The sequence below is a fragment of the Paenibacillus sp. MAEPY2 genome (genome assembly GCF_000499205.1).
Lineage (GTDB): Bacteria > Bacillota > Bacilli > Paenibacillales > Paenibacillaceae > Paenibacillus > Paenibacillus vandeheii.
Window position 1 is genome coordinate 106,192 of record NZ_AWUK01000024.1, and the last position, 13,165, is coordinate 119,356.

Here is a 13,165-nt window from a genome sequence, read left to right on the forward strand (position 1 = left end):
CGATTATTGTTTTTGTACAATTATAGAGTGAGCAGGAACAGTTCTGGCTAGCCGTATTAATGTTTGTTAGAACTGGTTAATCTGGACAAATGAAATGAATAAAAAGTCTGACAAGTGCTCATCCTATTTCAGAGAATATCCACCGCGTACCATGACAGTCAGACTGTACTTGTTGCCATCCAATACTGTTATACCCCGTCCATCTCTTGGAAAAGAGAGCAAGTGATTGGTCGGCGCCGCCTGCCCATTCGTCAGGTCAATCCCGTCCGTCAGATCAGCTACACCATTCGTACCTTCACTGACGATCACAGCTTTACCGCTGCGCACAATGAACTCCGCGCCAGATGCACCGATCAGCTGTTGACCCGGCTTTACAGTTACAATCTCAACAGCATCAGAAGCTCCTGAGACCAATGGAGGAAGCGTTGTATCTCCACCTGTACTACCCGAGTTTCCAGTTCCCGTAGATCCGCTGTTACTACCTGATGTATTTCCAGACCCTGTGTTCGTGCCACCACCTAGAGCCTTTTGAATTTGCTGATCCACATAACTCTTCGTCACTACCGGATCATCTGCTGTTCCTGGTTGGCTTGTACCTGCACCTATTGCCGTATTGCTGTATACAGACCCAACCCACACGCCAACACCAATCGCCAGTGCAGCCAGGGATACTTTCATATAAGGTTTCATGTGATTTATTTTCCTCCTCTGGTAATCTATTAACTTTAACTATAGAGAAAAAGTAGAGATGCGACAAGCAAAACCTCGTTTCCGTTAGGGTGGAAACGAGGTTTTGTGGATAAATCACTAATCGTAGAAAATTTCGTTTATCTCGAATCTACAGGTTCTTCCTTTGGAAGCTTGGTCAGATCGTATCCATAGCCTTGTTCTGCAAGACGAATACGCTGTCCCTGGAACTGGTCATATACCGCCAAACGATACGAGCCTCCACGCAGTTTCTCGAAGAAGCTGTCTTCTACACTCCAAATGAGTGTTTGATTCGTTCCCGCTTTCAGATCGGTTCCCAAGACTAACTCTTTCTCATATGTTTTACCTGCTTGATCGGTCAGCGCAAGGATTAATTTATGCTCATTCTCACCCATCTCAATCTCTTCATTACGAGACAGACTATAATTCATCTCTACCTGCATAGACGAGCTGCCCGCCAGATATGCACGTACACTACTAGCAGAGAGCATATATGGATAGAGATCAATATTGTTCAGCGTCCCTTGAACACTGATGGAAGTTGGTGGCACTTCGAATGCTAGAGCATTCACATAGGCTGTGGCTTCCCCTTCGCCAGTGACAAACTTGCTATCTGCAATGCCTTCACCCACAACCAAGCGCATATCCGAGAATGTGACTGACTTTGGAACCTTAGCCCAGAATGTAACAATTGATTTCTGGCCTGGCCCAGGTGAACGCTCAGATTGTTTTGCTGTTGCTTTGTAATATTGACCATCAGATGTTTTGAAGTAACCCACCAGTTTGCCAAGCCCACTTTGACGCAACGATTTGTTTGTCATTTCAAATTCGGTATATACGATATCCGATGATGTTCCTGGGTAACGGATCGTTCTGCGCACACCCATTTCAGTCTCTTTATCCGCAGCACCCATTGTATATGTCTTGCCTGTTCCTACGTAGGATACAGGTTGAATCAATCCCGATGTATTTAACGTGATCCACTCATTTGTTTCTTCTTCACTAACCTTTTCGATTAAACTTACTTCCAGACGGCCCATACGAAGCTCAGAAGGAATTTTGGTCAAAAGATAAGCCTCTGTCGTCATACCGGCTCCAAGCAGTTTTCCGCTTTGTGTATAGATTAACTTCTTGTCTCCATCGATTTGAGCCGAGTCAATGGTGAACATCGCTTCGAGCTCTGGAAGCTGCACCGTTTTGCTGCCAGCATTACGAATGGTTACTTTCGCAGCTACAATGTCACTATCTATCCATGGTAAACGCTGCAACGATCCCAACGAAACACCAAATGTTCCTTTACTATTCTTAATAACCGTCTCAGTTGTCAAACCGTCTCCAGTGGATACAGATTGCGGAATCGCATATACGCCTACAGGATAGGAGAAAACAAAGCTACTTGTACTCGTTGGAGTCGTCGTATCCGTGCTTTCAGTCTTATCCACAGGACTCATCGCGTACAGCTTAATTTTGCTTGTATCCCCATCACCTTGTAAGGTCGCATTGAGTTTAATCGTTTTAATATCTCCCGGATTTAGCTTTAATGCGTCCAATGCTTTGGTTTCAATCGGATAAACTGTTCCGTCAGCAGTTCGTGCTTCAAATGTATAGGTTGGTACTTTAACGACTTTCTTACCTTCGTTCTTAAGTACAAATTGCATATTCAGATCATATTCACCGTCATCAATACGAACCTTTGCTGACTCAAGCAATGTGGATAATCGTTGTCCCTCAACAGATATGATATTCGGTTGATTCGCAGCCACCTCTACGTTCGTTGCTTTGCTTGCCTCAGGCAGCTGCAACGCAGCAACAGGTAAGACCGTCTTCTCTTCACCCTGCTCTTCCACCAGCAATAGTTCAGACTTTTGTAGCTTTACCGAAGTGGGTAGAGATCCCATCAGACTCAGAGCCTTATTGGCCTGCGCCTGTATACTGACACTTGTACTATCTTTGTCTGGCGTCAACGGATAGTTCGTACCACTTGGTGTACGCAAAATCCATTTGATATTCGGATTTTCGAGTAATTTGTAACTAATATTGTTTAAATTTACACCAATTTTGACATATTGATTCTTATCTTCACCTGGGAACACTTTAATACCAGACACTTTCACCTTCACGGCAGAATCACTTAGACGAACCGTCTTCGGTTTGCCTACGGGTGTAGTAATACTATAGGATGCGGGTACATTAAACTTACCCAGCGTACGTTCATAGTTAGATTGACTGAAATCCCACTTCACGATGAGGAAGTTTAGATCACTCTGCTTCACTTCGCGACCAACCTTCATGACATAAGTCAGATCTACAGTTGATCCAGGTGAGACTGTTTTCTTCTCCTGATCTTTCGCAATCAGTTTGGGCGAGAATAGCGTTCCACCCTTAGTCTTCACCTTGCTCCAGTAATCCAGCATCATCATCGGGGTACTGTCATTGTTATTGTATGATAGCGTATACGTAACAATGTTTCCATCATCCTGAGATAAGATGTTCACATCCGTTAATCTCACGGAGCTATGTGCGGTTAATTTGACAGGAGACAAGTTACTCAGTGTATGTACGACTTTGTTCGTTGATGTTTTTGTTTTCTTTGATTCATTGCTATTAGAACTGGTGACAGACGTTTTATTTGTTGTGCTCGCTGCCATTGCAATGCCAGCGGTTGAACTGACCAGCATCGCACTTGCGAGCAAGCTCACAACCATTTTCTTTTGATTCACTTCCAAACCTCCCATATGTTGCTTCTTGCTATATAGTATAAACGTTTGGGAAGGCGAGAAAGTTACGATGTTGTTGTGAATTATCAAATATACTACAACAATAAAAAAGACCCTTAGATTTCTCTAAGGGTCTTCTCTAAAAACTTATAAATTAGTACTGTTTTTGTACGGAAACGTTGGAAGGATCTGCAGCGTTACCGGATTTATCAGTTACAAATTTGTTAGTTGCATTTGTAGAGTTGAGGTACAATTCTACATAAGAACCAGCCAATTGTGTAGTAGAAGCAGCTTCAAATGTAACTACCACTTGATTAGTGTTACCAGCTTCAACCTTAGTAACTGTTGCTTCGGATCCGCCAATACGAGCCAAGAAGCCAGTAGTGTTGTTAGCAACATTCAGGTCTTCGTTGAATGTCAATGTAGCAACGTATTGTTTTTTACCATTTACAACAGCACCTTCAACTACGCTGAAGTTGTTGTTTTCTGCCAATTTAGGCGCAATACCATCAGTCAAACCTTTGCTCAGACTACCTGCAACTTTAATTCCGTTAGGGCTAACAGATTGAATGTTCGCAGCTGCAACGGAAGTGAAGTTTGCATTTGTAGGAACAGCAGCCAACTTATCATTGGAAGAAATTTCGAAGTGAGCCAAAGTGTTACCATCTTTAGTCTCAACACTGCTCAATTTCAAACCGTAAGTTGCGCTAGTTGTAGTGATCGCGAAATCACTAGCACTTACAGAAGACAGGTATCCATTGAATTGAACATCAATCTTGTTGTCAGCTACAGCTTTAGCAGACTCAACACCGATTGTTCTTTCAGCTTTAGCTACAACAGGCAGAGAATCAATTACGTTACCAGCGATGTAGTTGTCTTTGGTATCAGCAACGTTAGCAATACGCAGGTTCAAAGTTTGACCAGCAGCCAAGTATCCATTTTCTTTAGCAGGCAAGGAAATGCGAACTTGTTGTGCGTTCACTTGAGTTACCTCAGTGTTGTTAGGAAGTGGCAACAAAGTTCCACCGCTGATTTGGTAGCTATATTTGTTTGGATCGATCGCACTACCGTTACCACTTACAGCCATTTCTTTGCTGAATGTAACGTAGATATCGAGATCTTTCAAAGATCCGTTACCAGTGCTCTCTTGAACGTACCAAGCATCGTTAACTTTTGGTTTAGCAATATCACTTACATCTACAGTAGTAGAGTATGGCAACATTGTGTTTGGAATTGCTGCGATATCACGGATACCGGAGATTTCCAAAGTGTATTTACCTTGTGCCAATTCACCAATTGTAGTGATTTGTACACGTTTGTTACCAGTACCATCTACGAATTTAGGAGTGTTAACTGGGTGACCAGCTGCTGTGAAGCCTCTAGTAGTAACCAATTCGCCTTTTTCGTTTTTCAAAGTGAAGTTAGCGTTAGCTGTTTTCAATACATCAGTAGATTCAACAGCTTTGCTGAATTCAACAGTGATTACATGGTTGTTGTTGTAAACTTCAGCAGTTACAGAAGCTACTTCTGGACGAGTAGTATCGATAACTGGAGTCACTTTAGTAGTACGTGTAGCAGAGTTGTTGCTGTAGTCTGTTACACCTTCCAAAGTGATTGTGTTTTCACCCAAGCTCAGCTTGTTGTCGTTTTCGAAGTTTACAGTTACTTTGTTATCTTCAACAGTAACAGTTCCTGTTTTACCAGAAGACGTGTGGTAAGCTTTGCTTACGGATTTAACAGACTCGTTAAATTCGATTTCTACTTTGTTCAGGTTTGTAGCTTTTGCACTAACAACTTCTGGAGCTGTAGTGTCTTCAACTACTTCGAACTCAACTTCTTTTTGCAGAAGTTTGTAACCTGCATAGTCTTCAACACCATTTACTGTCAATGTGTGTTTACCAACGCTCAGGTCAGTTGTGATAACTGCAACACTTGGATAAGTGAAGTTAACATATCCAGAGATTGCTTTACCGTCGATGCGGAAGTTAGAAGTTGTGTTTACAGAAGAAGCTTTAACTGGCTCAGAGAATACTACTTTGAACGCTTTAGTTCCGAGACCTTTAACTTCTGAAACTTCTGGCAAAGTAGTGTCAACTGGAGTCACTTGTACTGTCTCTTTGAACACTTTGGACTTGTCAGAGTTTTTAACATTGCTTACATTCAGTTTGTAAGCTTTTTGGGAAGTCAAAGTTTGCTCTGCTGGCAGCAACAAAGTTACTGTTTTCTTGTCGGAAGACAATGTAGCAGATTTAAATTTGAAACCATCAATAGTGTAGTTGGACTCAAGCTCAGCACTATCAGCATCAACATCACCATCAAATGTTACAACAACTTGCTTCAGGTTGTTAGCAGTTGCACTAACAACTTTTTGAGCTGCAGTTACAACATAAGTAACTTTTTCAGTGAAAGTTTTATCTTTGTAAGTAAATTTCACTTCAGTTTCTTTGTTAGCTTCAAGAGCTTTATCCAAAGTAACTTTTACAGTTTCACCATCACTGATTTTAAATTCAACTACTTTACCAGCTTCGGATACTTTGTAAGACTCAACTTTAATGCTTTGAGCTTGATCAATTGCGTAAGCAGCGCCTACAAGCAATTGACGGGAAGCGTTAGATTGGAAGTTCAAGCTAGTGTCAAGCAGACCAGCGTTGATTGCTGCTTGAACATAACCTTTAGCCCAAGCTGTTGCTGTGTTGTTAGTTTCAGTTGGAACTTCGAGGTCCAAAGCGATTGTCAGAACTTTCGCCATTTCTTCGATAGTTACTTTACCGTTGAAGTCGAAGATTTTCTTCTCAACGTTTTTACCTTCCATGATGCCTGCAGCTGTTACTGCTTCGATGTAAGGAGCAGCCCAGTTTTTAGCATTGTAGTTTTTATCGTTGTAAGAATATACACCAGTGATTTCTTTCAGGCCAAGCAATTTAGTGATAACTTTTGCGAACTCAGCGCGAGTCATCTCTTTATCCAAACCAGCTGTTCCATCTGGGTAACCAGTGAAAACACCTTTTGCTTTCAATGCATCAAACTGTTGTTGTGGCGAAACCGCTGTATCACCGAATGCTACAGATGCAAACATTGAGAATGCCATTGCTGTAGACAGAGCTACGGATAAAATTTTCTTCATAACCTTTTTTTCTCCTCCTTGGGCGTTCATAACATTGGAATTTTCTTTAATAGGGTCGCTCGTGTTCCTCATTCTATTGTCGCACCCCCTTTCCAGAGTCATGAGCAAGTTAATATAAATGATGTCTGTGAGCATATCACAGAAACTTGTAAACGAGAATAATGATAGATCCATACGAAAATAGAGTAGTTTCCTAATCCTACCTTACGTATTATACAATGGGTCCTCCGTGCCGTAAAGCAATTTTTTCTAATAAATAGACAAGATTCTTCACGAGGTCATTCTTGGTAAGTTCCCCAATGTTTTTGACTCTACATCTTAAACGCAGCAGATTTCAAAAAGTTGCGGATTCAGCAAAAAAAGTTTTGAACTTATTTATGTATTGATACAGTGCGGGTAAATGCGAGGTTCAAAACCTGTAAACCACCAATGATGGAGCAGTCTGAAGGAAATTATCTTGTGTCTGGATTGATGGGGACGTTTATTTATACCCGATAACGCGCTGCATGAAGCGACAAATTCTTCTAATTACAAAATAAATAAAAGGCATTCCATATGGAATGCCTTTCGTAATACTCTGGTTCTATAACTTAGCGAATTTTCATCGCAAGATCAATAATTTGAGCACGCATATTCGGATCGCTGTTCAATCTCAGATACATGTCGTCAATGGGTTGTCTATTTTCCCGGTATGTCTTCTCATGCTTCATCGTGGTGTGAGACCATTCAATTAAGTCATTCTCAGCCAGAACCAAATTGTTATACGCATCATGGAAGCCAGTCGCCTGCACAAGCCCTTCCATCACTTCTTGGGAAACTTCCTGTGTTTTACGTGTATCTTCAATTTTCTTCTCCAGAATGACTGCTTGTTTCTCGAACTGTGTCTTTGCCTTCATGTAGCCCAGCTGGGCTTTCGAATAAATCGGTTTCATTAGCTAACTTCACCCTCTAGATCATTGTGTATTTACCGCTATTGTATCTTAATCTCTAGCAAATTACAAAAATAGTTATTGGTAAAAAACAGTTTTCTTCTATTATAAAAGTGTTCTTTACCAGTTGATTTACAGTCATAAAAAGACCTGCCCCTTTAGTCCAAGGGACAGGTCTTTCAGAGTTCAATATTTTTGCTATAAGGATTAGCTCAAGTTTTTAGGGAACAGCTTCGTGCTCTTCTTAAGTAATTCAACTGCAATTTTGGCAGCTTCTGCACGAGTCATATTACCCTTTGGATTGAACTGATACTGAGCTTTGGTTGCGCCAGGCACTGTGACCGGGCTTCCTTCCATGATTTTCGCTTTGGTTATCGCGAGCACAGCAGGACGAGCATAGAATTCAATAGAGCCTGAGTCTAGGAATGACTTTCCAAGCGTAGCAGCTAGCTTACTGTCGTTCGTTGCCAATTTGGAGTTCATTGCACGAGCAATCATAACGGCTGCCTGTTCACGTGTAATTGGCATTTCCGGTTGGAAATATCCATCACTCAACCCCGTAACGATACCTGCCCGAGCAGCTGTCTCAATAGCTTCGTAGGTCCAACGATCGGATTTCGTACTGATGGATACGTCCTGAAACGTTTGTTGGTTGGCATAATTCAACGGAATATCCAGACCTCTAACGAGTAACGTTGCGAACTCTCCACGAGTTGTCTGATCATCTGCTCCAAAAGAACTTGCTCTCAATGGATTCATGATTCCTTTGGAATACAACGCATTAAGCAAATTACGAGCCCATGGGTGGTTTGTAATATCAGGATAACTTCTGCTCAATTTCATTACTTTATAGTATCCGAATTCATCAAATGGTACTGTAATCGTGTGTCCTTTTGTATCAACGACTCCCCCAATAGGAATCCATTTGCCTACATTGGTTTTGTCTGAGTATCTGAATACAGTAATCGTAGAACCTACATCGTCTACAATCGAAGGATCATAAGCGATCGTCAAGCTTCCTCTTTGTGAAGGGGTTAAGACCCTCTCAGCAGCATATTGCGTGAAGTTCCCTTCCAGACTATAAGGAGCCAAACCATTGGTTCCTGCGCTATAGCCACTCTCTCCTTTATCGCCAAGCTCACCAATACCACCATGAATCCAGTAGATATCAGAGATTGGCGTAAAATTGCTTGTATTGAGTGTTGAACTAAACAAACCCGTAAGCTCAGGTGATACAGTTATGAAACTTTGTGCATTTTCACTACCTTCATCCGGAGATCCGATCCAGTTACCGTAATCATTCTTTCTCTCTACAATCCCTTTATCTGGATCAGCAATTCCGAACAAAATCTTGTTATCTGGGTAGAACTTGGTCATATTTCTTACAGTTGTGGATTGCAAAACCGTTCCTTTCGGAATTGAAAGCTGCAGTTCCTTATTAAATACAGTGTATTTATTGGCCACTTTCGGCGCCATGTATTGCGTATCTGTTGTAATTGTAGATGTGTAGAATACATTGACTATGTCATTAATTGTTCCGCCAGGACGAGTAATTTGAATCTTGATTGCGTTATTTTTGTCCGGTTTCAAACCTACGTAGTCCAGTATAAAACGATTGTTAGAATCGGTACGTTTAACGGCAGGCTGCTTATCGATCAAGACCTGTGTCGCCCCTTCTGCCTCAATATCGAATCTCACAAAGTTTTTATTTACAACAATCTTATCTCCTACGGTTGGCTGGGGAGCAAGAATGCGATAAGAGGATGGTTCACGTACAATCTCTAAGCGCTGTGTTGTTCTGGCACCTGTTCTATTAATAAGTTCAAGTGTATATACGTGCGTTCCTGGTGCATCAAATTTCAGGTTTTGAATTCTTACGAAGAACTGATTTTCATTACCTACAAAATCAAATGTAGGCATCCCATTTTCACCTAATTTATTCGTTTGTAGCACACGATCAGTAGCTTGTGTATGGGTGAACACTAATTTGGAGCCAAAATAAACGTTAGCAATTTGTGCTCCACCGCCATTAATTACAAGATCATAATTTTCTTCACTTGTTACATATTTATCTTCTTTGAATGCAAATTCAGGCGTAACCGCGAAGATTTTCTTCAGTTCGTCCTGTGTATAACTTGTTAGAGCTTTATCAACAAAGGGTTGTCTGGAATCCTTAGGAACCAGAGTAGGCATAAAGGTTGTAACTGTTGATTGATTCGTATCAATAACATTGATTCTAAGCGTTGTTGTTATAGTTGTAGGCTGTTTGTTGGCATCCTCATCGATTGCACGAATCACAATCGTGTTCTCACCGTAAACAATCGGCCCTTCTTTCAGTACTTTTAATTTAATGAAAAAATCACCATTGATGTCCGGGAAGCCTGTTGAAACCTTTGTATATTCAGTGTCTTTAAGCACCTTACCATTCACTACAAGCTCAGGTTTAAAATCATTCCCCAGCGTCTTGAAGCCGATAAATTTACCTTTAACAGACATGGTCTGTTCCGTACTCTTCGAGTCAAAACTATAAGTCTGTCCATCTTGCAAATTCTCTACATAGATTGAACTAACAGATGAATAAGAAATCTTGACTACTTTTGGCAAGTCGGTCGGTTTACCGAAATAAAAACGGATTTGTTGTTCTCCACTTACAAATCCCGTAATTTGATAAATCTGTTGTTTTGTAGACAATCCCATTGCGGGTACAGTTGGAACAGCATCAATTTTCAGCTTATTTACACCTGTAGGTAAATATTCACCAAAAAGAGTTGCTGCATTAATATCTTTACTGGATTCAACTAAAATGAAGAATGTATCGCTTTTCACTCTTGATCCATCCAGTTTGGTCTTGGACTCTACCGGGCCACTTTTGTAATCCGGGAGGTAGTACATATTCAGAATATCTTGAGATCCTGGTGAATACACGTATCCTCCAGTAAATCCTGTGCTGAAGTTACCATAAGTGAGGCTCACTTTCAATTCCTGATTCTTCTTGACATCAGTCCCGCCCTCTTCCAGCTCCATTTTGAATGGTGTGTCCACTACAAAATCCACCAGTCGATATTCCAAACTAATTCCGTCCGCTCCTGCGATTGCTGTTGATTTGGTTACTCGAAAATTGAATGTTGTAGGTTGAGCTATATTACTATTTGATAATGTAATCGTTCCGTTTGTTGGACTAAAGTCTGTGGTACTTGCTGAATAAGGCAATAATGCTTGTCCAGACAATTGGCCATCTGTTTGTCCCGCTATTGTAAAATTCGGATTTGAGTCGTTCAATATGGATTGCGTTTCTGTTCCTACTGTTAAGTCGAGCTTGGTAAACGGTTGGTTTTTATCAAAATAGTACACCGACCGCTCTGTTTCAATGGAGTTTGATGCACTTGATATTTTAAACTTCAACGTATTTATTCCTGCTTTAAGCTTAAGCTGCGGCAAGAAAAATGATCCATCTTGTAGCATGGCCGAATCAAAAGAATCGCCACCATTTACCGTAACGGTAACCTGCGTAGCATTCTGCACCTTACCCTGAAGTGATACACGTTCCGTATTAACGACTGTCTCAGAACCTGCGTTAAGGTCGTAGGTTGCATTCCCTGTTCCTCCAGAAACAACCGTGGAGATTTTGAAGTTCTCTATATATGGAGCTTGGTCATATAAAACATAAAATGTATCCGAACGTTCAACAGAACCCTGTACTCCTAAGAAGGTAATTTTGTTGAATCCGGGAAACAATGTAAGGTTGTTTGCATTGAATTTGTTGTTACCACTGCTATCTGCAGTGACAGCAGTTGTAATGGATTTCGTTTCATCTGGAACCCACTTATCCACATTGCCTTCAGTCGTGGAATTCAGCTGTTCTACTTTCACTTTCATCGTATCTTTGGAAACAAATGCATATGAACCTGAGATACTAATGGTTGATGTTGATGTGGTATATGCGTTACTTCTGGAAAGGAACTCTTTGCCTGTCTGTCCTGAAACCAAAGACAAAATGGATGTTTCCCTTAATACCTTAATATCTGGCGTAAAGTAAGTTGAATATGCGTTAGATCCTGTACCGTCACCGTCCGCAGCCGAAGCAACGGCCCCACCGAACAGACCCTGTGGGAACAATGAGAACACCATAGCGACCAACATGATCCATGCCAACGGCCGTTTCTTTTGTTGCATTACGTATCATCTCTCCTCTTTTTAAGTCAGTTACCGTTATATATCGGCCGAAAGGTTCCAATTATTTAGTAAAAACAGCAAAATAAACAAAAAACCTTGTCCACGAAGGACAAGGTTTGGGTGGAAAGAATATTCAATAATATCAGTAAACGAGCGGTTCTATTTAGGATTTCGAGCGGGTTTCCGGGTTCATCTTGACGCGCATTCGCATCAGGAAGTTAATAACCGGCCTTCTGGTTTTGCTTACAAGTCCGATGACTTCTGCTCCCACCTGGAGGAAGAACATCATGATACAGATCACGACGAACGTTACCCAGTTGGCTTCGAACATCGCAGCAGAAGATTGGATAATCGCCAGTACACCGAAGAATGCGGCAATACCGTAGATGATCAATACCGTCTGACGGTGACTGAATCCAAGTTCACGCAAGCAGTGATGCAAGTGACCTTTATCCGGTGAGAAAATCGGTTTCCGTTGTACCGCACGACGAATGATCGCGAAGAAGGTATCCGAGAGCGGCACACCGATAATGATCAGCGGCGTTATGAAGGACACGACAGCAATTTGTTTAAATCCGAGCATGGACAGCATCGCCAGAGAGAAACCAAGGAATAGTGATCCCGTATCCCCCATGAAGATCTTGGCCGGGTGGAAGTTGAAGAACAAGAATCCAACAATACTACCAAGCAGTACAAGACACATCAAGGCAATCATCATATTACCCATCAGGAAGGACATCACAGCAATGGTACCAATGGCAATACCGGATACACCGGCAGCCAGACCATCCAGACCATCAATCAGGTTAATCGCATTTGTCACACCAACAATCCAGAGGATCGTCAGCGGAATGGACACCCAAGCTTCCAGTGAGGAGTATGCGTCCTGAAAAGGAATATTTACGAAGTCTACACGAATATTGAATCCGAATACGACTACAGCAGCAGCAACAATTTGTCCGAGCAGCTTCACTTTGGCTGACAGTTCAAAACGATCATCCAACGCACCAATCAGTACGATGATCGAGCCACCAATCAGAAAAGCACTGACAAAGCTCATATCTCTTGTAGTAAACCATGATGACACAAAAGGAAGCAAAGCAGCAACCGTAATGATAAAGGCCAGGAAAATTCCTAAACCACCAAGACGCGGCATAATCCGAGTGTGCACTTTACGTGCATTCGGCGTATCCATTGCTCCGATTCTGACTGCGAACTTTTTGACAAGTGGTGTCAGGGCAAGAGCCAGTCCCATTGACACGATAAATCCAATGATAAAGATCGCTACCATTTGAACATTCGACCCCCAATTATAATACCTGTAAGAAATTATAAATCCCCTGATCTCTTTTATATATAAAAATGTTTTGTTAGTCATTTTTGAAAACTTGTTACACGATAACGAAGAGGGCAAGGAAAACCTGTAGAAGCGAAGCGTTCGCCTTTATCACCTGATTTCACCCTCATAAAAGGGTAATAAAAGAAATCTGGGGATAACAGCGATCGAAAGGTTG

General features: G+C 41.6%; 6 protein-coding genes. All 6 read right to left on the reverse strand.

The window, feature by feature from the left end:
* Positions 1-123: 123 nt before the first annotated feature.
* The 6 genes from P364_RS0118835 to P364_RS0118860 all read right to left on the reverse strand — a co-directional run bounded on the left by P364_RS0118835 (position 124) and on the right by P364_RS0118860 (position 12,942).
* Positions 124-690 carry a hypothetical protein gene (locus P364_RS0118835; RefSeq protein WP_024631633.1) on the reverse strand — a complete coding sequence of 189 codons (567 nt, stop codon included), beginning with the start codon at positions 688-690 and terminating at the stop codon, positions 124-126.
* A gap of 137 nt (positions 691-827) precedes the next feature.
* On the reverse strand, positions 828-3,428 hold the full coding sequence (locus P364_RS0118840; protein WP_152532726.1) for a hypothetical protein: 2,601 nt from the start codon (positions 3,426-3,428) through the stop codon (positions 828-830).
* A 151-nt stretch (positions 3,429-3,579) separates the two neighbouring features.
* On the reverse strand, positions 3,580-6,549 hold the full coding sequence (locus P364_RS0118845; RefSeq protein ID WP_236642450.1) for an S-layer homology domain-containing protein: 2,970 nt from the start codon (positions 6,547-6,549) through the stop codon (positions 3,580-3,582).
* Positions 6,550-7,139: 590 nt separating this feature from the next.
* The gene (locus tag P364_RS0118850; RefSeq protein ID WP_024631636.1) at positions 7,140-7,481 is read right to left on the reverse strand and encodes a hypothetical protein; all 342 of its coding nucleotides are present in this window, start codon (positions 7,479-7,481) and stop codon (positions 7,140-7,142) included.
* A 204-nt stretch (positions 7,482-7,685) separates the two neighbouring features.
* Positions 7,686-11,651 carry an S-layer homology domain-containing protein gene (locus P364_RS0118855; RefSeq protein ID WP_024631637.1) on the reverse strand — a complete coding sequence of 1,322 codons (3,966 nt, stop codon included), beginning with the start codon at positions 11,649-11,651 and terminating at the stop codon, positions 7,686-7,688.
* Between the two features lie 163 nt (positions 11,652-11,814).
* A complete protein-coding gene (locus P364_RS0118860; RefSeq protein ID WP_024631638.1) occupies positions 11,815-12,942 on the reverse strand; it encodes a glycosyltransferase family 4 protein in 1,128 nt (375 codons plus the stop codon).
* Between the last annotated feature and the right edge of the window lie 223 nt (positions 12,943-13,165).

What these genes read in the sequence shown, in the direction of transcription:
- P364_RS0118835 (WP_024631633.1), bottom strand. Translation starts at nt 690, where the DNA reads ATGAAACCTTATATGAAAGTATCCCTGGCTGCACTGGCGATTGGTGTT.
- P364_RS0118845 (WP_236642450.1), bottom strand. Translation starts at nt 6,549, where the DNA reads ATGAAGAAAATTTTATCCGTAGCTCTGTCTACAGCAATGGCATTCTCA.
- P364_RS0118850 (WP_024631636.1), bottom strand. Translation starts at nt 7,481, where the DNA reads ATGAAACCGATTTATTCGAAAGCCCAGCTGGGCTACATGAAGGCAAAG.
- P364_RS0118855 (WP_024631637.1), bottom strand. Translation starts at nt 11,651, where the DNA reads ATGCAACAAAAGAAACGGCCGTTGGCATGGATCATGTTGGTCGCTATG.
- P364_RS0118860 (WP_024631638.1), bottom strand. Translation starts at nt 12,942, where the DNA reads ATGGTAGCGATCTTTATCATTGGATTTATCGTGTCAATGGGACTGGCT.